This is a genomic window from Mesorhizobium sp. M7A.F.Ca.US.008.03.1.1 (assembly GCF_003997495.1).
Classification (GTDB): Bacteria; Pseudomonadota; Alphaproteobacteria; order Rhizobiales; family Rhizobiaceae; genus Mesorhizobium.
Genome location: NZ_RZRU01000017.1, coordinates 89,115 through 110,998 on the forward strand (window position 1 = coordinate 89,115; position 21,884 = coordinate 110,998).

The window sequence follows — 21,884 nt, forward strand, 5'->3', positions numbered from 1 at the left end:
TCTGGTCGTAGCGCTTGTATTCGCCAAAATACTTGGTGATCGCCGCCGTCAGCGACGTCTTGCCATGGTCGACGTGGCCAATCGTGCCGATGTTCACGTGAGGCTTGTTACGCTCGAATTTACCTTTTGCCATTGTCTCTTTCCTTGGACGGCCCGGATCTTCAGTTCGGTCGAAGACCTTCAGTTCAGTCGAATGCGGGGCGATTAGCGACAAAGGCCAAAAAACACAAGCGTCTTTTGGCCGGGTGCCGTCTCACTCAGTCCGAACTATCGATCCGATTGCGGGGATATCACGATGATATAGGAAGGCCCCGGGCAAAATGAAGGGGTAGCGGGCCGACCGATCGAGGCCGCGAAAGCGCTGGCTTGCTCGTCCGGCCCTGTCTGAATCATGGCCAGGCCATGGACCATTGCCGCCGCCACCAGCCTCTGATCTTGTGGCCGGATGCATTTCATCCCTGCCTCCATCCGCGGCCCGCTGTTCATGATCGTCTCGACGGGGTCGTATCTCGTCAACGACACGATGATGAAGCTCGCGACGGCTGGCCTGCCGTCCTACGAAGTGCTGTTTCTGCGGGGTGCCGCGGCAGCGCTCTGGGGCTTCCCGCTGTTGTTCGCGCTGGGCTACGGCAAGCAGATCCCGCTGATCTTCGACAAGCGCGTACTGAGCCGGAACGTGCTCGAGCTGGCGGCGATCCTTTGTTATGTGGTCGCGCTCGCCAACATGCAGATTGCCGATTCCACCGCGCTCGGTCAGATCACGCCGCTCTTGATGCTGGTCGGCTCCTCGATCCTGTTTGGCGAACGAATCGGCGGCCGGCGCATGGCGCTGATCGGGCTCGGCTTCATCGGCGCGCTGATGGTGGCGCAGCCGACCATGCAAGGCATTTCGGTCTACGCCTTGCTGGCGCTCGGCAATGCAGCCCTCGCGGCGGCGCGCGATCTCGCCGGCCGGCGGGTCTCGGCCGAGGTGCCGGGGATGATCGTGGCGATTTCCGCAGTCGTGGTGGTGCTGATCGGCGCCGGCGCCGCGCATCTGGTTTCAGAGCGCTGGGTCATGCCCGGGGAACATCACCTGCTGCTGATGGCAGGTGCTGGATTTTTCCTGATCTTCGGCCATTTCTTCATCTTCATGGCCTACCGCGTCGGACCGACCAGCGCCGTGGCGCCGTTCTACTATTGCTTCACCGTCTGGGCGGTGATTTCGGGCCTGCTGGTGTTCGGGCAGTTCCCCAACACACTGGCGATCTGTGGCATCCTGCTCGTCGTCGGCAGCGGGCTGACCATCGTGTCGCTGGACCAGCGTCAGCGCCGGCTGGCCGTCGTCGCATAGCATAGGCGAGCTGCTGCCGCGCATCCCAGCCTGAAGCTGGCCTTGCCTCGGCAGAAACTCGAAACTTCAGACGATCCGGCTGGCGGCTAGAGAGCCCGGCGGCCGCTGAACTGGTGGTAGGCCCACAGCACAACCACCGCTCCGATCACCGAGACGATCAGGCTGTAGATGTTGAGGCCGGTGACGCCCGACGCGCCGAAGGCACTGAAGATCAGACCGCCGACAATGGCGCCGACGATGCCCAGCACGATATCCATTAAGAGACCCTGGCCGGTCTTGTTGACGATCTTGCTGCCTATGAAACCGGCGATCACGCCGAGAATGATCCAGCTGATGATACCCATTTTTTCCTCTCCATCCCCTCGCCAGCCGAACATTTTCATAGGATTGTCAAAACCTCAAGCCAGCTTGAAATTCCGCCCGAATGCTTCATTGTTGAGGAGGGTTCGGGCCTTGGTCGCTATGGAGGATCCACTATGGGACTTTTTGACAATGCCGTTCCCGGCGGCAACATCACCAAACCCCTGATGATCGCGCTCGGCGCATTGCTGGTCGGCAAGATGCTGAGCGGCAGAAGTGCCGAAGAGCCAGAACAGTCTCCCGCGCCCGCTCCGGCCGCCCCCGTGCCGACGGAAACCACAACCGCCGACGGTGGCTTGCTCGGCGGCCTGGGCGGACTGCTCGACAAGCTCCGGGATGCCGGCCACGGCAATACCGCGGACTCCTGGGTCGGCACCGGCCAGAACCAGTCGATCAACGCCAACGATCTTGGCGCCGCGATCGGACCGCAGATCATTCGCGAGATCGCGCAACGGACCGGACTGGACGAGCAGGAACTGCTCAAGCAACTGTCCACCGCCCTGCCCGGCATCGTCGACAAGCTGACGCCGAACGGCCAGGTGCCGCAGCAGCACCAGGTCGCCACCGCGTTCAACAGCTGACGCGGCACAGCCACGACAATTGGAGCGCTGCGCGCATTGTGCAGTGTTCCGGCTTGTAGGTCAAAAAGCGAGGCGAATCCTTCTGCGCTGTTACGCCTTGAACCCCTCAACGTCGATTTCTTCGATGAAATTCTGCGGATCCGCACGTAGAGCTTTGATAACTGCCAACCATATCCGGTAGGCCACTTCGTACCATCTACGAGTAGCCTCAAAGTCCAGCGGCTCTAGCTTGGCGTGGCCCAACCCGTCTGACGATACCCCGAAGTGCCGACAAGCGTCGTAGGTATCGATAAACTTTTCGAATTCGTCCGTGCTAACGTCCGTCACGCCGTGCTGGATTACGAAACGCTTCCAAATGGCTCTTGGACTGGCAATGTTCCCAGCTGGCGGCGCCGGATCATTCTGCCCAAGCAACTGAGAAACGCTCAGACCCAAGGTCGCGACGATGAAAACGCATCGCTCAACCAAGTGTTCGGTAGCTTCCTTGTCTTGAAGATAATTTGCGGAGAGTTCGTTCCAATAACGCCGCGCTTGCAGCAGCGCATACAGCTGGAGGTTGGTGCTGGAAGTGCCGTCCGTGTTTATCGAATAGTATGGCCTCATCGCTCCCCCAAACCGGCCGATGACCTAACGCATTGTTTCGATCGTCGCGATCATGGCTGTGTTAAGCGGTTGTCTGGAGCGGGTAGCGGGAATCGAACCCGCATATTCAGCTTGGAAGGCTGCTGCTCTACCACTGAGCTATACCCGCGCCGTTCCTGAAGTACCGGATTCATCCGAAAAGCGCCATGCACTTTTCGGTCCGATTCTTGTCGCGTTTCAGGGCTTCCGGGCCGGCAGTGGTGGAGAGGGTTGGATTCGAACCAACGTAAGCTAAGCTAACGGATTTACAGTCCGTCCCCTTTAACCACTCGGGCACCTCTCCAGTCTGCCGCCGGAGCCATGCAACGAGGCATTCACGCCGATCCGGACCCGAGTTATATGTTCTCCGAAACCAGCGCAGCGCCTTATGGCGGCAAGCCCATTGGGTGTCAACCGCGCAACCATGGTTTTTCGTTTCTGTTCGCCGGCTGTGACGGCGGGCCATATCCTTGGCCGGAGGACACCGCTATAGAAGCCAGCCATGAGTGATAAAACCAATACCCCCAAAGACACCCATTACGCCAAGCTGCGCCGCGCCTACCGCGACGAGAAAAGCGGCGGCGCGCCGGCGTTCCGGCCCCGACAGCCGGTTCCGCCGGGCGAAAATGCCGCGGACGGGCTGGTGCGGCTCTACGGCCTGCACACGGTGCGCGCCGCACTCGACAATCCGCGCCGCAAGATCAGGAAGATGCTGGTGACGCGCAATGCGGCCGAGCGCCTCGAAATCGCCGATCTCGCCGCCCTGCCCTTCAAGACGGAACTGGTCGAACCCAGGGATATCGACAAGATCACCGGGTCGGATGCCGTGCATCAGGGTGTGCTGATCGAGGCCGAGCCGCTGAAACCGAAGCGGCTCGATGCGCTTGGCGATGCAAGACTGGTGCTGGTGCTCGACCAGATCACAGACCCGCACAATGTCGGCGCCATCTTGCGCTCGGCGGTCGCCTTCGGCGCCGGCGCGCTGATCACCCCGGCCCGCCACAGCCCGCAGGAATCGGGCGTGCTGGCGAAATCCGCCTCCGGCGCGCTGGAGCACATCGACCAGATCGAGGTGAAGAACCTCGCCGATGCGCTCGGCCAGTTGCACGAGGCCGGATTCCGCACCATCGGGCTTGATTCGGACGCGCCGGCCGAACTCGAAAAGACCTTTGCCGGAGAAAAGATCGCCCTGGTGCTGGGCGCCGAAGGCAAGGGCCTGCGCCAGAAGACCCGCGAGACGGTGACGACGCTGGCACGGCTCGACATGCCCGGCGCCATCCATTCGCTCAACGTATCGAATGCCGCGGCGATCAGCCTTTACGTGGCGAGGAAGTTCTTAGTGAGTAGTGAGTAGTGAACGGTGAACGGTGAAGTATGCTCACGCCACCATGAGCCAGCCACAACTACTCACTACTCACTACTCACTACTCACTACTCACCCCACCTCATGCCCGGCCATCCGCTCCAGCGCCCTGACCAGCGCCGAATGATCCTCCTTGGCGCCGCCATTGGCCGCGCAGGAATTGAACAGCTGCTGAGTCGTCGAGGTGTTGGGCAAGGAAACGCCGAGCGCCTTCGCGCCCTCCAGCGCGAGGTTCAGATCCTTCTGGTGCAGTTCGATCCGAAAACCCGGCGCGAAGGTGCGCTTGACCATACGCTCACCATGCACTTCCAGGATGCGCGAAGCCGCCAGCCCGCCCATCAGCGCCTGCCTGACCTTGGCCGGATCGGCGCCGGCTTTCGAAGCAAAAACAAGCGCTTCGGCGACAGCTTCAATGGTCAGCGCAACGACGATCTGGTTGGCCACCTTGGTGGTCTGGCCAACGCCGTTCGGCCCGACCAGGGTGATGTTCTTTCCCATCTTCTCGAAGACGGGTTTGGCGCGCTCGAAGGGTTTTTCCTCGCCCCCCACCATGATGGTCAGCGACGCCGCCTTGGCGCCAACCTCGCCGCCCGAGACCGGCGCGTCGAGATAGTCGCAGCCTAGATCGTTGATCTTCCTGGCAAAGGTCTTGGTCTCGATCGGTGAGATCGAGCTCATATCGATGACCAGCTTGCCCCTGGTCAGGCCGGACGCGACGCCGTTGTCGCCGAACAGCACATCGGCCACCTGCGGTGTGTCTGGCACCATGGTGATGATAATGTCTGCGGCCTTGGCCACGGCGGCATGGCCGGTGACTGACTTCAGGCCCTTGGCGACGAGATCGGCCGGCGGCCTGGAGCGATGGTCGCTGGCGATGACCCTGTAGCCGGCGTCCAGCAGATGCCCCGCCATCGGCGCGCCCATGATGCCGAGGCCGATGAAGCCGATGGTTTCCATTGTTTTTCTCCGTCTCTTGTTAGGCCGCGTTCTGTCACGCCCCCCTCTGTCCTGCGGGACATCTCCCCCACGAGGGGGGAGATTGGATGTCACCGCTGCCTTTGCCGATTGTTGAAGCTGCCAAAGTTGCGAGCCGGCGCCGAAGCTGCCGATCTCCCCACCCGTGGGGGAGATGGCCGGCAGGCCAGAGGGGGGCGCGAAGGAACGCGACTTCGACTGCGGTAGCCGCTAAGCCGCAGCACTTCCCTGCCCGGCCAGCTCCCTGAACCACCCCAACCCAGCCTCCGTCCCTGCCTTCGGCTTGTACTCAGCCCCGACCCATCCGGCATAACCAATGCGGTCGATATGCTCGTACAGGAAGGGAAAATTGATCTCGCCCGTCCCCGGCTCGTAACGGCCGGGATTGTCCGCAAGCTGGATATGCGCGATGCGGCCAAGGTTTGCCTCGATGGTACGGGCGAGATCCCCCTCCATGATCTGCATGTGATAGATGTCGTATTGCAGGAACAGGTTTTTTGAACCGACGCGGTCGATCAGCGCTAGCGCTTCATCCGAGTAGTTGAGGAAGAAGCCCGGAATATCGCGCGTGTTGATCGGCTCGATCAGCAGCCTGATGCCGGCCTGCTCCAGCTTTTCGGCCGCGAAGGCGAGGTTTTCGGCAAAGACATCCTCCAGCACCTTGCGATCGGCCCCGGCAGGCGCGATGCCGGCCAGGCAATTGACCTGCTGGCAGCCGAGCGCCTGCGCGTAGGTGATCGCCTTGGCGATGCCCTGGCGGAATTCGGGTACGCGGTCCGGCAGCACGGCAATGCCGCGCTCGCCCTTGCCCCAGTCGCCGGCCGGAAGATTGAACAGCACCTGGGTCAGGCCGTTCTTCTTCAACCGGGCCGCGACGACATCGGGCGCATGGTCATAGGGGCCGATATATTCGACGCCCTTGAAGCCGGCGCGAGCGGCGGCGTCGAAACGGTCGAGGAAATCATGCTCGCCAAAGAGCATCGACAGATTGGCTGAAAAACGCGGCATTCTTTTTCTCCTAATCCAACATCACGATCGCTGTCGGAGCATCTTCCTGATGTTCGGCAAGCTCCTCGAATTCGGTGATCTTGTCGATCTCGGTACCCATGGAGATGTTGGTGACGCGTTCCAGGATGAATTCGAGCACGACCGGAACCCGGTGCTCCTTCATCAGCCGCTGGGCCTCCTTGAAGGCACCAGCAAACTCCTCCGGCTTGCGCACCCTGACCGCCTTGCAGCCCATGGCCTCGGCGACGGCAACATGGTCGACGCCATAGCCGGCCTCGGGATCGCCTGCCCGGTTGATGTTCTCGAAGGCAAGGTCGACCTCGAAGTCCATCGAGAAACCCCGCTGCGCCTGGCGGATCAGGCCGAGATAGGCGTTGTTCACGACGACATGCAGATAGGGCAGTTTGTGCTGGGCGCCGACCGCCAGTTCCTCGATCATGAACTGGAAATCATAGTCGCCCGACAGCGCCACGATGGTTCGGTCGGGATCGGCGGCGCGAACGCCAAGGGCAGCCGGCAAGGTCCAGCCGAGCGGGCCGGCCTGGCCGCAATTGATCCAGTTGCGCGGCTTGTAGACATGCAGGAACTGCGCGCCGGCGATCTGCGACAGGCCGATCGTGGTGACATAGGTGACGTCGCGGCCGAACGCCTTGTTCATCTCCTCATAGACACGCTGCGGCTTCAGCGGCACCTGGTCGAAATGCGTCTTGCGCTTCATCGTCTTCTTGCGGGCCTGGCACTCCTTCGCCCAGCCGGACCAGTCGCGCAGCTTGCCTGCCGTCTTCCATTCGGTGGCGACGTCGAGCAGCATCTTCAATGCCGCGCCCGCATCCGAGACGACGCCGAGATCCGGCGCGAAGACACGGCCGATCTGCGTCGGCTCGATGTCGACATGGATGAACTTTTTCCCTTTGGTGTAGACATCGACGGAGCCGGTGTGACGGTTGGCCCAGCGGTTGCCGATGCCGAAGACGAAGTCGGCTTCCAGCATCGTCGCATTGCCGTAGCGATGCGAGGTCTGCAGCCCGCACATGCCGGCCATCAGCCGGTGGTCGTCGGGAATCGCGCCCCAGCCCATCAAGGTGGGGATGACCGGCACGCCTGAAATCTCGGCGAATTCGATGAGCAGGTCCGACGCATCGGCGTTGATGATGCCGCCGCCGGCGACGATCAGCGGCTTTTCGGCCGCGTTGAGCATCGTCAACGCCTTTTCGGCCTGCGCGCGCGTCATGGCCGGCTTGAACGGCGTCAACGGCTCATAGGCATCGATGTCGAACTCGATCTCGGCCAGTTGCACGTCGACCGGCAGGTCGATCAGCACCGGACCCGGCCGTGACGAGCGCATCAGGTGAAACGCCTTCTGCAGCGCCATGGGGACGAGATAGGGTTCCATGACGGTGACCGCCCATTTGGCGACCGGCGCGGCAATGGCTGATATGTCGACGGCCTGGAAGTCCTCCTTGTTCAGCCGCGCTCGCGGCCCCTGGCCGGTGATGCACAGGATCGGAATGGAATCCGCTGCGGCCGAATAGAGCCCGGTGATCATGTCGGTGCCGGCCGGACCCGACGTGCCTATGCACAGCCCGATATTGCCTGCCTTGGCGCGGGTAAAACCTTCCGCCATATGCGAGGCGCCCTCGACGTGACGGGCTAGCACGTGGCGGATCGCTCCCCTGGCCTTCAGCGCCGAATAGAACGGATTGATCGCCGCGCCCGGCACGCCGAAAGCGCAGGAAATGCCTTCCTTTTCGAGAACGAGAACCGCGGCATCGACAGCGCGCATCCTGGCCATTTTCCAGCCCTCCACGGGTTTGTCATTGTTGGATTGGCCAAGGATGTCAGCAAGCCGGGGATTTTTCAATTTTTTCAGAATATTTTTTCATTTCTAAAAAACGGCGTCAGTGTTTTGTTTTTATTGGATTTTCCGTTTTCCAGGAATTCGGCTGGCGATCGCAGTGAAAAACTTTTTCATTGTGCGTTTTGCAAAATCGGCCGAGAATGATCGCATGGAAACCACCGAAAAACGCCAGCGTGGCCGGCCGCGCGCTTTCAACGGGCCATCGGAGGCCAGCTCGGTGCAGTCGCTCGACCGGGCGCTGCGCATCCTGGCCATTGTCGCGGAAGGCAGCGGCCTGTCGCTGAGCGAGATATCGGCGCAGAGCGGCCTTGCCGCCTCCACCGCCTACCGCATGCTGACGACGCTGCAAAACCATGGCATGGTCGAGTTCGACACATCAGACCAGCTGTGGTCGATCGGCGTCGAGACCTACCGCATGGGCGCGGCGTTCCTGCGCCGCCGCAAACTGGTCGACCGCGCCCGTGTCGTCATGCAGGATCTGATGGAAAGAACCGGCGAGACCGCCAATCTCGGCGTCGCCGAGGACGATTGCGTGGTGTTCGTCAGCCAGGTCGAAACGCATCAGGCAATCCGCGCCTTCTTCCGGCCGGGTACGCGCAGCTCTTTTCATGCGTCCGGCATCGGCAAGGCGGTGCTGGCGCATCTCGAGCCGGAGCGCGTCGGAACCATCCTGCGCAAGGCCGGCCTGCAGCGCTTCACCGACAAGACGCTTTCCGACATTTCCGCCCTTGCCCACGATCTGGCGGCAATAAAGCTGCGCGGCTGGTCGGTCGACGACGAGGAGCGGCACCCCGGCATGCGCTGCGTGGCAGCCGCCATCTTCAACGAATTCGGCGAGCCGATCGGCGGCGTCTCGGTGTCGGGACCAACGGTGCGGGTGACGCCGGAGCGGCTGGCCGAGATCGGCCCGCTGGTGCGCGACGCCGCGGCCGAGGTGACCAGGATGATCGGCGGCGTCAGCTCGGCCTGAGATCATGCGGATAGCGAAAAGAGGGGCGGCGGGGGCGCCCCTCTTTGCAGCTGATTGAAACGCCACCTCCTCTCAGAGCCGGCAGTAGTGACGATAGCCGTCGTGGCCGACATAGGTGTCGGAGTCCACGTCGTAGCTGGCGTAACGATCGTAGCAGCGGCGGACGTGCCACGAGCCGCCGTCTTCATCGACATAGACGGTACGGGGCTGCTGGGCCAGCAAGCTGCCGAGGACGAAGCCGCCGACGCCGGCAGCAATGCCGATGCCGAGGTCGTGGTTGTGATGATGGCTGTGAGCAGCCGAAGGCTGGACGGTGCCGACCAGCGCGGTGGCGGCGACGGTGGTGGCGATGACGCCGGAAACGAGTGTGCGCGTGAACATGATGATCTCCTTGCTTCGTTGACCGAGGCGACATCCGCCTCTTGATCATCAGTCGTCGCGGCCAGGAAAAAGGTTCGAATCTTTTTTCGATTCTTTTTGGACGGCTTGGTTCGCCTGGGCCGAATTCGTGCTGGCGGCGAGTTCAACCTGCAAGAGATTGGCGAGGACGTTGACAACGGACAATCTCCCCCCTTGCGGGGGAGATCGCTGACTTTGCAGGCCGTACTTCGCAAGGTGCCGAACGCAAAAAGGGCGGCCGAAGCCGCCCTCTTGGAAGAATGGGTCCCTCCATCAAAGGAAAATGATCACCCTGCCGTGCCTGTGGTGATGGTTGTGGTGATGGTTGTAGTGCTTCCACCAGAACTTCTTGAAGTGCTTCTTGTGATGGTTGTGGTGGTGATGATGATGGCCGTGCATGCCGTGGGCTGACGACGTGCCGACAGTGCCGGCGAGCGCGCCGGTGGCGACGAAGATGGCGACGAGGCCTGAGGTAAGAGTGCGCTTGAACATGATGATCTCCTGGATCTTTTGATCGAGGCGACCCATTCGCCCCTGACCATCAGTCGGCGCGGCGCGGCATAAGGTTCGAAAGGTTTTGCAGATTTTCTGTGGAGCGGCCGGAGGACGAGGGAGTAGGGAATAGTGAGTAGTGAGTAGCTACTGACTACTGACTACTGACTACTGAATACTGACTACTGAATACTGAATACTGACTACTGACTACTAACTACTAACTACTAACTACTGACTACTCACTACTCACTCTCTCACCAATTCACCCCATTCCCGTCACATGGCGCAGCCAGAACGCCAGCGCGATGAAGCCGACGATGGTGGTGACGCCGGTCCAGTCGACATTGGCCTTCTTCACATCGCTGATGATCTTCACCAGCAGCATCCAGGCCACGAAGATGATCGGGAGAATGATGACAAGTCTGAACATGCGACACCCCCTGCTCGAAGCGATTGCACCTCTCCAACATGTAGGAAGCAATCCGGCGCTTTTCAGGATGCCCTCCCCGACGGCTCATTCGGAATGCCGGGAAAACGGAGTTTTGTCTTTACTGGCGCAACAAATATGCTAACCGGAGCGCCGTGCCCTTGTAGCTCAGCTGGTAGAGCAGCGGTTTTGTAAACCGAAGGTCGGCGGTTCGATTCCGTCCGGGGGCACCAGCACAGTGCTATATGCAGTGAATTCTAGCAATTAGATCTATGGTCGCCGAGTTCGACCTGCTGCCTGATCCACCTTGGAAATCATGCCTTCGGCGGGATTATCCGCCCCTGAGCATCACCATGTGTAAAGCCCGCCATTAGAACGGCACCTTCTGCGCTCCGCTCTCGAATTCTGGACAATGCCCGCGTCGAAACCTGACAGCCATTCCTCGCCTGCGTTGAGTTCATCCCAGAGAATTGTGGCGGCGCCGGTGTTCGGCTGCGGAAGTCCTTCGCGGAATCCTGCTCGCACCGTCTATTCTGATACCTGGTCGCCGAATTCAGGCGCAGCAACTTAGCCTACAGGTGTGACTTCCTAGCTACATACAAAGTTGCAGGCTCATCGATATAAAGCGCTTGGCGATTTTGATGGGGATTTCATGAAAGCTTTTTTGCTCGCTTCATTCGTTGCGCTTTCGGCAACTCCGGCCATGGCTGCCGATATGATGACCGCTCCTGTCGATACCCCTGAATGGACCTGGCAAGGGCCATACGCCGGCGTTTTCGGCGCCGGAACATTGGAACACTACAAGATATATGAGCCGGGCGCCCAGGCTGGCGCAACGCACAACGTCGGCTCGGCAACGGTCGGCGGCTTTGCAGGCTATAACTTCCAATCCGGCAAGATTGTCTATGGCGTCGAAGGTGAGCTTGGCTACCGCTTCAAGAAGAACACCTTCGACGATATTCCAGGCCCAGGCGTTCTCGACGCCTCCACAGGTTTGTTCGGATCCGCAAAGGGTCGGATAGGCATGGACATGGGAGCCTACATGCCGTTTGTCACGGCTGGTGTAACCGCCGCAAAGCTGAAGACATTCTATCCAGGTGGAAACGCTGAGCGGGATGCAACCTTGGTCGGTGGTATTGTTGGAGCAGGCATCGACGTCGCGCTCACACACAACGTGTTCTTGCGAGGCGAATACGACTTCTCCTTCTTCGGCAAGAAGTCACTTGGATATTGCGGCGGCGGATGCACGCTGGAACACACGCTTCAGACGCACGATTTCCGCGTCGGCATCGCGATGAAGTTCTAACTGTTCAGCGCGTCTCTGAGGTTGACGCTCGCCGCAGGAATGACAAGACCAAGGTCCAGCTTGTGAATGGCCTTCCGCGGGCGCAATGTCGCCACGAACCCACGGCTAGGGGCCTGGATCGCAAATAGTTCGCGGTTCAGGCCCTTCGTCCGTTTGGGACTATGCTATGCGGCTCTTCTGCCGGGTGCTCCGGCCCTTGTCGTGCTGGGCCGGTCAAATCCCACCTGATGAACACAGCATCCTTCCCGGTGACTTCCCACCCCGCCTTTAACAGCCCATGCAAGAGGTGCGTCTGGGGGCCACCATTACGCCGTTTGTCACGGCGGTCTAACCGCCGCAAAGCTGAAATAACGTTTTCAGGTGGCAAGGCGGAGCGAGACGCGTGTCGACCAACTCGGGCTCCATTCGGAGGATGAACTTTAAACGGCAAGCACCCGACCATCATGCCTCCAGGGGAATTCAATTAGCTATTGCTAAAATGATAGCGCCGGGAAACTTTTTTGGGGGCAGGGACATTGTCGGGTTTGCATGGCTCGCTTCTACTTTGATCTGACCGACAACGGCGAATTCTATTCCGACACCGAGGGCACAGAGCTTCCGAGCGTGGAGGCCGTGGAAGACGAGGCCGCACGGGCGCTTTTGGAAATAGCGAAAGACGCGATGCCGGACGGCACCTATCGTCAGGTAGCGTTCCACGTTCGCGACGATACCAACGCCGCTTTGTTGGTCGTTAAAGTCACATTCGAGCTAATACGGTCGGGCAGCGATGAGATGGATTGAAGCGGCGTCCGCCCGATTAGGAGATGACCGGCAGAGCGTGCTACATGGGGGATGAAATTTCCCCGCCCAGCTTACATCGTCTACCTTCCGCCACTGCCTGGCCTCCCATACCTAGCTGTCACTTTGACGGTGAATGGTACAATCACGGCGGCGCCGTTCGACACGGCAGATGAAGCCGCAGCCTTCAACAAGCTGATGGCGAAAGCGGAACATCCCGGTAAGGCGATTTTGAATTGAACGCCGGCGAGGTCGGGCAAGATGGTCCGCGATGGTCCACCCCCTCGATGCCTTAGACGAGATTGTATTAGCGCGAGCCCTGCGTGCCCGCACGTCTTGCTTGAACAGCTTGCTCATGACCGAATGCTCGTTAGAGACGCCGCCGCGATCCGCGCCCATCTGCGCGCCGCGATGCGTACCAAACCGTACGTTGAATCCTTCTTGGGTCACGCGTGAGAAGAGAGTAAATGAATCCTTTCGCAGGAAGGGAGGCCGCGATGGTTGAAACGCATATGGAAGTCGCACTGGCGGTTATAGAAACCAGCTTTCGGTTGCGGCACCATTCCCTGGCCGGAACTGCCTCATTTCGCCGGGATATGGACCACTCGCGACGCGCAATCGAGGCATCACGCGAACTGTTAAAGCGCCTTCGCCAACGTCACCACGATGACATGGCCCGAGGGTGGGAAGATCCGGACCCGACTCCTGTCTCCGCCTTCGATGCTGATATTCTCCGATCTGCATTTCGAGCCCTGGTCACGGATATGAGCGTGCCTGAATGTCAATGGCGCGATTTGGCTGAGAGCTTGGTCCGCGAATATGTCGGGTGCGAGCAGATCGACACTGGCTTGTTGGATTGGATCACCCACAAGTAGTCACCAACGCAAACAGCCCGTCCCGCCCACATTGCCGGTGACACGAGACGGGCTGCGGAAGCGCATCCGATGCTTCCTGCAATCCAACTTTGTGCGTGCACGGATGTTCCGTTAGCTTCTGCTGAAATGGCGGGCTGCCGCGATACAATCGTCGTTCATATCCCGTGGGTCAGTACAAGGTAAATCGCGGGGACCAACATCAACCAGCCGCCCATTCCAAGAACCACCAAAATGGCCACGCGCTCTGTGCGCCTGACAAGGTCGGCGATGTTTTCCTCTTCCGGCAAAGAGACGTTCACAAACCCGGGCGCATGATCATAGTTGTCATTTCCCGATTGGTTTGCTCTGCCCCTCTCATTCGATCTCTGGACCAACGTCATTGTCGTTCACCAAAAAGAATCCAACCGGCCCGTTCTCGGCGCTTGAAGCCGGAACGGGCCAAGGCGGAAAAAACTAGTTAAAATCGAAGGACGACCGAAGGACCACGACGGCGATAGCACCGGACGCGACGGCGGCCATGCCGCCAGTAACTGCGGCAGACCCGTCTCCAGCCCCGCCGGCGGCGATGGGGACGGTGGTGCCAGTCCCGATGGTAAACTTGCTGCACTTCTGCCTGTGCCTCTTCGTCAAAGGCCTCTGTTTGTGGCGTCTCAAGTTCATCGAGGATGCCGTGTCCGGCTCCCGGAACACCCGCCACCGCGTCGATTGGACGGACAGCGCTTGCAAGGGCCGCTGCCCCGGCAACACCAAACATTGCAGTCAAGAAGGATCGCCGATCCATAATAAACCTCCCAAGGTACATGAGCTAAAAAAGCGCCCACGCCTGCCGAATGAGCAGGCCCAGCGCACGATGAAATACAGGACCCGCCAGCCGCCGAAGCGGCTCACGGGTCCTATCAGCGCAGGAAGGGACGTAGCTGCGCCGATCCACGCCATGTCAGCCAAGGACTATTCCCATCACCAGGAAGGTGATGGCTGTTGCGAAAATCGGCGCGAGCAACCATCGCGCCTGGCCGACACTTTTTTCCACTGTTTCTCTCCGAATATGGAGAGACAACAACCTTTAGGCCTAAGCCGTTCCGCCTACTCCCATCGGGTAAGACCATTGCGTTTTCCAATCAGACTTTGGTCCTGCGCAGATTCAGACAGAAGCCCATATGAGGAACGTTTGGCCTGGCGACGTGTTCGGGTGGCTGGCGCCCAGCCGATCGTGCTGCCGCCAGGTTACAAAGAGGAGAAAAAAATGAGGATGCACCTAAGCAGCGCCGCTGGGGCGCTCTTACTGTTGGCCAGCGTCGGTGCGGTTGCGGCACAGGATGTGGTTATCACACCGGAACAGGATACCGTCGTGCGCGAATACGTGAAGAAGCAACCCTTGGCTTCTGTGAAGCTTCCGGGGGTGGAGTTGAATGTCGGCACGGCTCTGCCAGACACCGTCGAACTCCGGGAAGTTCCCAACGTCAAATACCGCTATACTGTGGTCGACAACCGAACGGTTTTGGTGGACCCGAGCACACGCAAGATTGTGAAAGTCTACGACTGAACCTTCGAACCGGCCACGCCCGCCGCCAGGGATGGCGGCGGCTTGCGCTCGTCAAATCGCCACTGAATCGGACAAATGAAAATGATGAGCCCTGAAGTCGAGACGTCGCAAGCCCTCGTGGCGCGCCTGGCTGATCTCCAGGCGAGAGTGCGGGCAGCACGTATAAACGAGGCCGAAATAAAGACCTTCCAAAAGGTCGCAGTCACGGACGACAGCTGCGCTCGGTCGACTCGGGATCTGGCCGCTCCGGGGTCGATGGCGACATAGTAGTGCAAGAGATCACCCCAACCGCCACAAGATGCCGGTTCTGCCTGCGATAACCGCGCGGAGTTCCGGTTCTTCCCGCTCGCGCTTCACGGATTCGATGAACATCATGTTCATGTTGTTGAAGACCAGTTCGGCGAGCCCGTGATGCTCCAAATATTCCAAGTTTTGCTGTCTTTTATGACACGCTCGCGACCTGGGTGGATGCCCCAACCCCGGTGAATGTGTTCCGGACCCTGACGGACTTGTAGACGTAGGCGACCCAGAGCCCTGTCAGCACAAACGAGACTACGGGGGCCACCAGCGCATCGCCTGCGAGCACCAGGCTCACCGGAACGCCCAGAACAGACGCGACCCAGATCGTGTCCAGCACAAAAATCACAGGCATTGCCAGCCACTGGAGCAGAAACAACTGCGGAAAGCGGTGGCTTCGCCGCAGCATCGAAACGAGCACAACCAGCTGAAGCGCCAGAAATGCCAAATTGAGGGCAACCTCGCCATACACCGCCAGGGGTCCGTTCGGGAGGGTCATGAGTTGCTGATAGCCGTCGGCCGAATTGGCGAAGTCGGCGAGTGTGCGCAATGGCGACAAGGTCTGACCGATCGCCAGCAGCATCAGCCAGCCGCCGAAGCCCACAAGAGCCTCAGGATTCTGCGACGGCTTCGCGGCTGATCGAACAGCAAAGAAAACAGGCACGCCGATCAACAGCAGCAAGATCGCCCAATGCCAGATGGAGAAAGCCCCCATTTACCCCTCCCCCTATTATGCCCCTCTAAGTTGTACCAGATTTCAAATTCAACTCAAGAGGCGAGCCCCCGTGTAAAATGAACCATATGCCGAACCGCGATTTCTCCTGTCTGCTCCTGACTCTCTCTCACACCACAATCGCTGCAACCAATATCCGGTTCTGCCTTCGTATCGCCGCGCGCAGCTCCGGTATCTTCGCCTCGTCGCGCTTCACGAACTCGATGAACATCATGTTCATGTTGTTGAAGATCAGTTCGCCGAGCGCTGCCCCGTCAATGTCCTGCCGCACAAGGCCGATCTTCTGCAACCGGGCGATCAGGGCGCGGATCTGTTCGGTCAGCGCGCGGTCGAGCGCGGTGTAGGCTTGGCCGAACGGGCTGTCGGGCAGTTGCGTCGAGATTGCCATCGCCTGCCGCCACATCTCCTTGCTGAGGTAGTGCAGCGAGTGCTCGATATAGATGCCGATCAGCGTGTCCAGCGCGTCGCCGACATTGGCCGGCGGCCTGGCGACGACGCCCTGCCCGGCATTCAGCACCTCGTTGACCTCCAGCGAGACGATGGCGCCGAGGATGTCGCCCTTATTCTCATAGTAATTGTAGATGGTGCCGACCGAGACCTCGGCCTGCGCGGCGATCGCCTCGATCTTGGCGCCTTCATAGCCGGCCTCGCGAAACAGTTCCGCCGCCGCCTCGATGATACGCCGGTGCCGGTCCGCCTTTTGCCTTGCCCGCAATCCGCTCATATCAGCCTCTTGCCATAAAAACAGAATTGACTCAATTTTAGAATTGGTTCAATTTTTTGCAAGAAGCCACAAAGGCAAGGGAGAACACTCGATGACCAGCTATCCGCTTTCGATCCTGAAGACCCATTTGCGCGCAGCGACCGCGGCCGCGGCACTCCTGCTTGCGACAGGCGCGCGAGCCGCCGACCTCAACGCGCTGATCTGGTGCGATCATGCCGATCCGGCGCTGCTGCAGCCCTTCCAGGAGGCCAATGGCGTCAAGGTCAACGTCAAGGAATTCGAGGGCACCGGCGCTGGCCTCGCCATTGTCGAACAGTCGCAGCCGGGTGACTGGGACGTAATGGTGATCGATAGCATCGACGTGCCGCGCGGTGTCGAAAAGGGCCTGTTCGAGCCGCTGCCGGAAGACAAGCTGCCGCTGGCCGATCTGTTTCCGCAGGTGAAGATGGACGGTTCCACCGTGGTCGGCGGCAAGCGCTACGGCATCACCGAAAAATTCGGTTACAACACGATCGGCTACAACAAGACCAAGGTCGACCCGGCCGACATGCAGTCGATGGCCGCACTTACTGGCGACAAGTACAAAGGCAAGGTCGCCATCTACGACTACTATTTGCCGGTCATCGGCATGGCCGCACTCGCCATCGGCAAGAAGACGGCCGAGCTCACCGAAGCCGACCTGCCCGCGCTCAAGGACGAGCTCTTGAAGATGAAGGCCAATGCCAAGCTGGTTGGCGAAGTGACCGCCAGCCAGACGGCGCTGGCGACCGGCGAGGTCGACATATTGGTCGGCGGCGGCGAATGGGTGACGGCGGGCCTGGCCAAGGAAAACCCGGCGCTGGACTTCTCCATCCCGAAGGAGGGTGCGGTTCTGTGGTCGCAGTCGCTGGCCATGTTCAAGGATTCCAAAAACAAGGACATGGCACTGAAATTCATCCAGTACATTATGAGCCCGGAAGGCCAGGCGCGCCTTGCCACCTCGTCCTGCTACTGGGGCATGCCGGCCAACACCAAGGCAGCGCTAACCGACGACCAGAAAAAGGTCCTGCGCTTCGACGAGCAGCCGGGCTTCCTCGCCCGCGCCCAGGCCTATCCAGCGCCGAACGCCGATCTCGACAAGAAGATGCAGGACATGTGGACCGAAATGCTGCAGGCAAAATGAGTTTTTGCCGCTCATGAACTCGGCTGGAAACAACCCGCCGCCCCGGGCGGGCCGCGCCCTGCCCCGGGCGAGCTCTGCTCTGCCCTGGGCGCTGGTCACGCCGGCGCTCGGCTGGACGCTGCTGTTCTTCGTGCTGCCCTTCATCGCCATGGGGTTTTCCAGCCTGACGGCACATGAGGGCGGCGGCTTTACGCTGTCCAACTACAGCCAGTTCTTCACCAACCCTTCCTACTGGCAGGCGATGGTGAACTCGTTGCAGGTCACAGCGATCGTCACCGTGATCTCGGTGCTGCTCGCCTATCCCTTTGCCTGGATCCTGGCCGAACAGGTGCCGGAGCGCTGGCAGCGGCTCGCGCTGATGCTGGCGGTGCTGCCGTTCTGGACCTCCTATGTCGTGCGCTCCTACTCCTGGCTGCTGGTGCTGGCGCAGAACGGCGTCATCAACCGGGCGCTGACCGGCTCGGGCCTGTTTGCCGAGCCGCTGCAGCTCGCCAACACGCGTTTCGCCACCGTCACCGGCTTCGTGCATTTCTTCGTCATGCTTTTGACGCTGACGATCTTCGCCAACCTCAAGCAATTGAGCCCGAGCTACCGCAAGGCTGCCGCCGACCTCGGCGCCGGGCCGGTGCGCACCTTCCTGCATGTCGTGCTGCCGCTGACCTTGCCCGGCATCATGGTCGGCGCCTTCCTCACCTTCGTGCTGTGCATCGGCGACTACATCACGCCGCAGATCCTGGGCGGCAACAACGAGCTTCTGATGCCGCAATTGGTGATGATGCAGATCGGCCGGCGTGGCGACTTTCCGCTGGCCTCGGCGCTGTCGATCATCCTGATGGCGGTCGTCACCATCGCCTATTTCGCCTGCGCCCGCTGGCTCAAGATCGAGCGGGCCTGAGATGCGCCAGCTCGTCCGCATCGCCTCCTGGCTCTACGCCGTCCTGATCTACGGCTTCATCTTCCTCCCCGTGGTGGTGCTGGTGCTGTTTTCGCTGCAGGCGACGTCGTTCCCGATCCCGCCCTTCACCGGGCCATCGCTGCGCTGGTACGATGCTGTTCTCAGTGACACCCGGCTGACCTCGGCGCTGGTCAATTCGCTGCTGGTGGCTTCCATCTCGTCGCTCGCCGCCGTCACGCTCGGCTTCCTTTCCGCCTGGGGTTTTGCGCGGTTCGTCCTGCCCGGCTCCGGCCTGCTGCGCGGACTGATCACGCTGCCGCTGACGGTCAGCTATCTCATCATCGGCATGGGGCTGCTGGTGCTGTTCAACTGGGCCGGGGTGCCGAAATCGCTGCTGGCCGCCGGCATCGGCCATGTCGTGATCAACCTGCCGCTGTGCTTCGCCATCATCTACAGTCAGATGGGCGACCACCAGATCAACATCGAGCGCGCCGCGCGCGACCTCGGCGCACCGGAATGGAAGGTGCTGCTGCTGATCACGGTCCCGGTCATGACGCCTGCTATCTTCGCCGGTTTCTTCCTGTCGATGACCTTCTCCTGGGACGAGTTCGTGATCTCCTTCCTGCTCACCCGCTTCGACACCACGCTGCCGGTCGAAATCTGGAACCTGCTGCGCTCCGGCCTCAACCCCAAGACCAACGCCGTCGGCTCGTTGGTCTTCGCCGTTTCCATCGTGTTGGTGGTGTTTTTTGAACTGACCTTGCTTCGGAGAAAGCCGGCATGAGCGCGCCCCTCGTCGACATCAGCAGTGTCTCGCATCGCTTCGGCCAGCACACGGTGCTGAAGGATGTCTCGCTGCGGATCGAGCCCGGCAGCTACACGATCCTGCTCGGGCCGTCCGGGTCCGGCAAAACGACGCTGCTGTCCATTCTGGGCGGCTTCGTCACCCCCAGCGAAGGCAAGGTGTTCATCCGTGGCGAGGACTGTACGTCGGTGCCGCCGGCCAAGCGGCCGACAACGACGGTGTTCCAGGACTATGCGCTGTTTCCGCATATGAGCGTCGGCGGCAATGTCGGCTTCGGCCTGCGCATGCAGGGCGTCGATGGCGCTACCCGGGCGGCAAAGGCACGCGAGGCGCTGGCGCTGGTTGGCTTGGCCGCCGCCTTCGACAAGAAGCCGCACCAGCTCTCCGGTGGCCAGCGGCAGCGTGTGGCGCTGGCGCGTGCGCTGGTGATCGAGCCGGCGGTGCTTTTGCTCGACGAGCCGCTCGGCGCGCTCGACCTCAAATTGCGCCGGCAGATGCAGGACGAGTTGAAAGCGATCCAGAAGCGCGTCGGCACCGCCTTCATCCACGTTACCCACGACCAGGAAGAAGCGATGGCGCTGGCCGACCATTGCGTGGTGATGAATGACGGGCGCATCGAGGACGAAGGCCCGCCCGAGCGCGTCTACGCACGGCCGGCGACCCGCTTTTCCGCCACCTTCATGGGCGAAAGCACGATCCTTGCCGGCACGGTCACGGAAGCGAAGGACAGGACAAGCATTGTCGCGACGCCGGTTGGGCCGGTTTCACTGCCCGTCGCGCTGCCGGTGGGTTCGACTGTTGAGTTGGCCATACGGCCGGAGCATCTTGTCCTCGGCGAGACCAGCGGCGATGTCAGGCTCGGCACGGCTGAGGTGAGCGACGTCGTCTTCCAGGGCAGCTTCAAGCGCGTGCTCGCCGTTTCCGCCCAAGTCCCCTCGCTTCACTTCATCGCCAGGCTGCCGGCGACAGCCACCGTCCAGCCGGGCGACACCGTCGCGATTTCCTGCCATACCGACCAGATCATCCTGCTGACGGATTGAACATGGGCACGCTTGAGGTCATCGACGCTCCAGACGCGATGGTTAACTGAGGCCAATCAAAAGAAGCGGATCAAGGACCAAATGCGTAGTACTGTGCCCAATGAAGGCAGCTAGCCATCCGTACCGCCAGTAAAGCCACCCCCAGACACTACCAACCGCGAGGTAGCGGAGTGCGGCATACGCGGGATCGGCTAAAACCAGAGCGCCCACGTTTGCGAATTGGGCCACAACAATAATTACTAGCATTATTACATTCGATGGACGGCGGCCCAGGATATAAGTTGCGCCGAGAACGAGAGCGGTCATCAAAAAGAGGCGGAACTTGACCTCTTCAAGCATAGATAGCACGCAAATCAATAAAATTCGCGGCGTTATTGAGCTTGTATAGAAATTTATGTATTCTTGTGGCAAATAATTGCGAAACATATAGCAATCTATCATAATTATGAATGATGTCACAAATACAATACTAGCCAAAACGATCTGAGATGCCCGCCAATAATCGGCAGGTAACAGCCGCAATCCAGACATAGACACTAGTTTTATCACGTGGATTTGCCCTAGCTAATGGAGCTGCTCCGCACTTTGAGCGGCGCCACACCCGTTACGCAAGTGCTATGATCGCGGGGGACACCAAGCCACGGGTAGCCAAACGGACTGTCTGCCGTACTAAACGGGTCGAACCGTGAACAGGATGTCACCCGGCTGAACACTGTCGATCTTGATGCGCTTCATATTCCCCCAACTAAACCGCTCAAAGTCCGGTTACACAAAAGTTACATGGAAAAAAGCGATAGGTTCGACAGTCATGCAACTTGTTGAAAAATTTGGCACCCGAGACGATTCGAACGTCCGACCACTTCCTTCAGAGCCGCTCGGCGCGCTCGACCTCAAATTGCGCCGGCAGATGCAGGACGAGTTGAAAGCGATCCAGAAGCGCGTCGGCACCGCCTTCATCCACGTCACCCACGACCAGGAAGAAGCGATGGCGCTGGCCGACCATTGCGTGGTGATGAATGACGGGCGTATCCAGGACGAAGGGCCGCCCGAGCGCGTTTATGCGCGGCCGGCAACCCGCTTCTCCGCCACCTTCATGGGCGAAAGCACGATCCTTGCCGGCACGGTCACGGAAGCGAAGGACAGGACAAGCATTGTCGCGACGCCGGTCGGGCCGGTTTCACTGCCCGTCGCGCTGCCGGTGGGTTCGACTGTTGAGTTGGCCATACGGCCGGAGCATCTTGTCCTCGGCGAGACCAGCGGCGGTGTCAGGCTCGGCACGGCCGAGGTGAGCGACGTCGTCTTCCAGGGCAGCTTCAAGCGCGTGCTCGCCGTTTCCG

25 protein-coding genes, 3 tRNA genes and 1 pseudogene are annotated in these 21,884 nt (G+C 60.4%); 14 read left to right on the forward strand and 15 right to left on the reverse strand.

All coding sequences use genetic code 11. The features are described from left to right. Positions 1–133, reverse strand: a 133-nt coding sequence (locus tag EOA16_RS22380) for a GTP-binding protein (protein WP_245261238.1), incomplete at its 3' end; no start/stop codon positions are given. 312 nt (positions 134–445) lie between these two features. Here EOA16_RS22380 and EOA16_RS22385 point away from each other — a divergent pair. Further along, a complete protein-coding gene (locus EOA16_RS22385) occupies positions 446–1,333 on the forward strand; it encodes a DMT family transporter (protein ID WP_127260189.1) in 888 nt (295 codons plus the stop codon). 86 nt (positions 1,334–1,419) lie between these two features. On the opposite strand, the gene EOA16_RS22390 is transcribed toward EOA16_RS22385, so the two are convergent. Continuing rightward, entirely contained in the window at positions 1,420–1,677 is a 258-nt protein-coding gene (locus EOA16_RS22390) for a GlsB/YeaQ/YmgE family stress response membrane protein (protein ID WP_127260190.1), read from the reverse strand. A gap of 132 nt (positions 1,678–1,809) precedes the next feature. On the opposite strand from EOA16_RS22390, the gene EOA16_RS22395 reads away from it, so the two are divergent. Further along, positions 1,810–2,274 (forward strand): YidB family protein, encoded by a 465-nt coding sequence (locus tag EOA16_RS22395; protein WP_127260191.1) that lies wholly within the window; start codon positions 1,810–1,812, stop codon positions 2,272–2,274. Between the two features lie 90 nt (positions 2,275–2,364). On the opposite strand, the gene EOA16_RS22400 is transcribed toward EOA16_RS22395, so the two are convergent. From EOA16_RS22400 to EOA16_RS22410, 3 genes are all read right to left on the reverse strand, one after another. Continuing rightward, positions 2,365–2,877: a hypothetical protein gene (locus EOA16_RS22400; protein WP_127260192.1), complete on the reverse strand. Its 513-nt coding sequence runs from the start codon at positions 2,875–2,877 to the stop codon at positions 2,365–2,367. A 74-nt stretch (positions 2,878–2,951) separates the two neighbouring features. Beyond that, a tRNA-Gly gene (locus EOA16_RS22405) sits at positions 2,952–3,025 on the reverse strand. Positions 3,026–3,114: 89 nt separating this feature from the next. Continuing rightward, positions 3,115–3,199 (reverse strand) — tRNA-Tyr (locus tag EOA16_RS22410). A 198-nt stretch (positions 3,200–3,397) separates the two neighbouring features. Between EOA16_RS22410 and EOA16_RS22415 the strand changes: the two genes are divergently transcribed. Continuing rightward, a complete protein-coding gene (locus tag EOA16_RS22415) occupies positions 3,398–4,249 on the forward strand; it encodes an RNA methyltransferase (protein WP_127260193.1) in 852 nt (283 codons plus the stop codon). 81 nt (positions 4,250–4,330) lie between these two features. On the opposite strand, the gene EOA16_RS22420 is transcribed toward EOA16_RS22415, so the two are convergent. The 3 genes from EOA16_RS22420 to gcl all read right to left on the reverse strand — a co-directional run bounded on the left by EOA16_RS22420 (position 4,331) and on the right by gcl (position 8,033). Further along, positions 4,331–5,215: a 2-hydroxy-3-oxopropionate reductase gene (locus EOA16_RS22420; RefSeq protein WP_127260194.1), complete on the reverse strand. Its 885-nt coding sequence runs from the start codon at positions 5,213–5,215 to the stop codon at positions 4,331–4,333. Positions 5,216–5,443: 228 nt separating this feature from the next. Further along, positions 5,444–6,241: a 2-oxo-tetronate isomerase gene (otnI, locus tag EOA16_RS22430; protein ID WP_127260195.1), complete on the reverse strand. Its 798-nt coding sequence runs from the start codon at positions 6,239–6,241 to the stop codon at positions 5,444–5,446. Positions 6,242–6,251: 10 nt separating this feature from the next. After that, complete coding sequence (gene gcl / locus EOA16_RS22435; RefSeq protein ID WP_127260196.1) at positions 6,252–8,033, reverse strand: glyoxylate carboligase; 1,782 nt, start codon at positions 8,031–8,033, stop codon at positions 6,252–6,254. 214 nt (positions 8,034–8,247) lie between these two features. Between gcl and bhcR the strand changes: the two genes are divergently transcribed. After that, entirely contained in the window at positions 8,248–9,069 is an 822-nt protein-coding gene (gene bhcR / locus EOA16_RS22440; RefSeq protein ID WP_127260197.1) for an HTH-type transcriptional regulator BhcR, read from the forward strand. 72 nt (positions 9,070–9,141) lie between these two features. Here the strand turns inward: bhcR and EOA16_RS22445 are convergent, their stop codons facing one another. The 4 genes from EOA16_RS22445 to EOA16_RS22455 form a co-directional block, all read right to left on the reverse strand. After that, positions 9,142–9,450: a BA14K family protein gene (locus tag EOA16_RS22445; RefSeq protein WP_127260198.1), complete on the reverse strand. Its 309-nt coding sequence runs from the start codon at positions 9,448–9,450 to the stop codon at positions 9,142–9,144. A gap of 48 nt (positions 9,451–9,498) precedes the next feature. After that, positions 9,499–9,633, reverse strand: a complete 135-nt coding sequence (locus tag EOA16_RS33570) for a hypothetical protein (protein WP_281035915.1) — start codon at positions 9,631–9,633, stop codon at positions 9,499–9,501. Positions 9,634–9,741: 108 nt separating this feature from the next. Further along, positions 9,742–9,960 carry a hypothetical protein gene (locus EOA16_RS22450; RefSeq protein WP_013531393.1) on the reverse strand — a complete coding sequence of 73 codons (219 nt, stop codon included), beginning with the start codon at positions 9,958–9,960 and terminating at the stop codon, positions 9,742–9,744. A 265-nt stretch (positions 9,961–10,225) separates the two neighbouring features. Beyond that, positions 10,226–10,393, reverse strand: a complete 168-nt coding sequence (locus tag EOA16_RS22455; protein WP_127260199.1) for a hypothetical protein — start codon at positions 10,391–10,393, stop codon at positions 10,226–10,228. A 154-nt stretch (positions 10,394–10,547) separates the two neighbouring features. On the opposite strand from EOA16_RS22455, the gene EOA16_RS22460 reads away from it, so the two are divergent. From EOA16_RS22460 to EOA16_RS22490, 5 genes are all read left to right on the forward strand, one after another. Continuing rightward, positions 10,548–10,623: transfer RNA gene (locus EOA16_RS22460), tRNA-Thr, on the forward strand. A 419-nt stretch (positions 10,624–11,042) separates the two neighbouring features. Beyond that, positions 11,043–11,696, forward strand: a complete 654-nt coding sequence (locus EOA16_RS22465; RefSeq protein ID WP_127260200.1) for an outer membrane beta-barrel protein — start codon at positions 11,043–11,045, stop codon at positions 11,694–11,696. Positions 11,697–12,224: 528 nt separating this feature from the next. Further along, complete coding sequence (locus EOA16_RS22470; protein ID WP_127260201.1) at positions 12,225–12,476, forward strand: hypothetical protein; 252 nt, start codon at positions 12,225–12,227, stop codon at positions 12,474–12,476. Between the two features lie 464 nt (positions 12,477–12,940). Continuing rightward, positions 12,941–13,348: a hypothetical protein gene (locus EOA16_RS22475; RefSeq protein WP_245455997.1), complete on the forward strand. Its 408-nt coding sequence runs from the start codon at positions 12,941–12,943 to the stop codon at positions 13,346–13,348. Positions 13,349–14,591: 1,243 nt separating this feature from the next. Further along, positions 14,592–14,891 carry a DUF1236 domain-containing protein gene (locus EOA16_RS22490; RefSeq protein ID WP_127260239.1) on the forward strand — a complete coding sequence of 100 codons (300 nt, stop codon included), beginning with the start codon at positions 14,592–14,594 and terminating at the stop codon, positions 14,889–14,891. A 279-nt stretch (positions 14,892–15,170) separates the two neighbouring features. On the opposite strand, the gene EOA16_RS22500 is transcribed toward EOA16_RS22490, so the two are convergent. The 3 genes from EOA16_RS22500 to EOA16_RS22510 all read right to left on the reverse strand — a co-directional run bounded on the left by EOA16_RS22500 (position 15,171) and on the right by EOA16_RS22510 (position 16,645). Next, a complete protein-coding gene (locus EOA16_RS22500; protein ID WP_245455998.1) occupies positions 15,171–15,320 on the reverse strand; it encodes a hypothetical protein in 150 nt (49 codons plus the stop codon). A gap of 13 nt (positions 15,321–15,333) precedes the next feature. Then, positions 15,334–15,903 (reverse strand): DUF2569 family protein, encoded by a 570-nt coding sequence (locus EOA16_RS22505; protein ID WP_127260204.1) that lies wholly within the window; start codon positions 15,901–15,903, stop codon positions 15,334–15,336. A 127-nt stretch (positions 15,904–16,030) separates the two neighbouring features. Continuing rightward, positions 16,031–16,645, reverse strand: coding sequence for a TetR/AcrR family transcriptional regulator (locus EOA16_RS22510; RefSeq protein WP_127260205.1), 615 nt, complete (start codon positions 16,643–16,645; stop codon positions 16,031–16,033). A gap of 91 nt (positions 16,646–16,736) precedes the next feature. On the opposite strand from EOA16_RS22510, the gene EOA16_RS22515 reads away from it, so the two are divergent. The 5 genes and pseudogenes from EOA16_RS22515 to EOA16_RS22535 form a co-directional block, all read left to right on the forward strand. After that, complete coding sequence (locus EOA16_RS22515; protein WP_127260206.1) at positions 16,737–17,807, forward strand: spermidine/putrescine ABC transporter substrate-binding protein; 1,071 nt, start codon at positions 16,737–16,739, stop codon at positions 17,805–17,807. Between the two features lie 13 nt (positions 17,808–17,820). After that, positions 17,821–18,702: an ABC transporter permease gene (locus tag EOA16_RS22520; protein WP_127260207.1), complete on the forward strand. Its 882-nt coding sequence runs from the start codon at positions 17,821–17,823 to the stop codon at positions 18,700–18,702. 1 nt (position 18,703) lies between these two features. Then, the gene (locus EOA16_RS22525; protein WP_127260208.1) at positions 18,704–19,486 is read left to right on the forward strand and encodes an ABC transporter permease; all 783 of its coding nucleotides are present in this window, start codon (positions 18,704–18,706) and stop codon (positions 19,484–19,486) included. Beyond that, entirely contained in the window at positions 19,483–20,547 is a 1,065-nt protein-coding gene (locus EOA16_RS22530; RefSeq protein WP_127260209.1) for an ABC transporter ATP-binding protein, read from the forward strand. Before EOA16_RS22525 ends, EOA16_RS22530 begins: the two co-directional genes overlap by 4 nt. An 868-nt stretch (positions 20,548–21,415) precedes the next feature. Beyond that, positions 21,416–21,884: pseudogene (locus EOA16_RS22535) on the forward strand (ABC transporter ATP-binding protein); the annotation flags it as partial.

What these genes read in the sequence shown, in the direction of transcription:
- EOA16_RS22385 (WP_127260189.1), top strand. Translation starts at nt 446, where the DNA reads ATGCATTTCATCCCTGCCTCCATCCGCGGCCCGCTGTTCATGATCGTC.
- EOA16_RS22390 (WP_127260190.1), bottom strand. Translation starts at nt 1,677, where the DNA reads ATGGGTATCATCAGCTGGATCATTCTCGGCGTGATCGCCGGTTTCATA.
- EOA16_RS22395 (WP_127260191.1), top strand. Translation starts at nt 1,810, where the DNA reads ATGGGACTTTTTGACAATGCCGTTCCCGGCGGCAACATCACCAAACCC.
- EOA16_RS22400 (WP_127260192.1), bottom strand. Translation starts at nt 2,877, where the DNA reads ATGAGGCCATACTATTCGATAAACACGGACGGCACTTCCAGCACCAAC.
- EOA16_RS22415 (WP_127260193.1), top strand. Translation starts at nt 3,398, where the DNA reads ATGAGTGATAAAACCAATACCCCCAAAGACACCCATTACGCCAAGCTG.
- EOA16_RS22420 (WP_127260194.1), bottom strand. Translation starts at nt 5,215, where the DNA reads ATGGAAACCATCGGCTTCATCGGCCTCGGCATCATGGGCGCGCCGATG.
- otnI (WP_127260195.1), bottom strand. Translation starts at nt 6,241, where the DNA reads ATGCCGCGTTTTTCAGCCAATCTGTCGATGCTCTTTGGCGAGCATGAT.
- gcl (WP_127260196.1), bottom strand. Translation starts at nt 8,033, where the DNA reads ATGGCCAGGATGCGCGCTGTCGATGCCGCGGTTCTCGTTCTCGAAAAG.
- bhcR (WP_127260197.1), top strand. Translation starts at nt 8,248, where the DNA reads ATGGAAACCACCGAAAAACGCCAGCGTGGCCGGCCGCGCGCTTTCAAC.
- EOA16_RS22445 (WP_127260198.1), bottom strand. Translation starts at nt 9,450, where the DNA reads ATGTTCACGCGCACACTCGTTTCCGGCGTCATCGCCACCACCGTCGCC.
- EOA16_RS22450 (WP_013531393.1), bottom strand. Translation starts at nt 9,960, where the DNA reads ATGTTCAAGCGCACTCTTACCTCAGGCCTCGTCGCCATCTTCGTCGCC.
- EOA16_RS22455 (WP_127260199.1), bottom strand. Translation starts at nt 10,393, where the DNA reads ATGTTCAGACTTGTCATCATTCTCCCGATCATCTTCGTGGCCTGGATG.
- EOA16_RS22465 (WP_127260200.1), top strand. Translation starts at nt 11,043, where the DNA reads ATGAAAGCTTTTTTGCTCGCTTCATTCGTTGCGCTTTCGGCAACTCCG.
- EOA16_RS22470 (WP_127260201.1), top strand. Translation starts at nt 12,225, where the DNA reads ATGGCTCGCTTCTACTTTGATCTGACCGACAACGGCGAATTCTATTCC.
- EOA16_RS22475 (WP_245455997.1), top strand. Translation starts at nt 12,941, where the DNA reads ATGAATCCTTTCGCAGGAAGGGAGGCCGCGATGGTTGAAACGCATATG.
- EOA16_RS22490 (WP_127260239.1), top strand. Translation starts at nt 14,592, where the DNA reads ATGAGGATGCACCTAAGCAGCGCCGCTGGGGCGCTCTTACTGTTGGCC.
- EOA16_RS22505 (WP_127260204.1), bottom strand. Translation starts at nt 15,903, where the DNA reads ATGGGGGCTTTCTCCATCTGGCATTGGGCGATCTTGCTGCTGTTGATC.
- EOA16_RS22510 (WP_127260205.1), bottom strand. Translation starts at nt 16,645, where the DNA reads ATGAGCGGATTGCGGGCAAGGCAAAAGGCGGACCGGCACCGGCGTATC.
- EOA16_RS22515 (WP_127260206.1), top strand. Translation starts at nt 16,737, where the DNA reads ATGACCAGCTATCCGCTTTCGATCCTGAAGACCCATTTGCGCGCAGCG.
- EOA16_RS22520 (WP_127260207.1), top strand. Translation starts at nt 17,821, where the DNA reads ATGAACTCGGCTGGAAACAACCCGCCGCCCCGGGCGGGCCGCGCCCTG.
- EOA16_RS22525 (WP_127260208.1), top strand. Translation starts at nt 18,704, where the DNA reads ATGCGCCAGCTCGTCCGCATCGCCTCCTGGCTCTACGCCGTCCTGATC.
- EOA16_RS22530 (WP_127260209.1), top strand. Translation starts at nt 19,483, where the DNA reads ATGAGCGCGCCCCTCGTCGACATCAGCAGTGTCTCGCATCGCTTCGGC.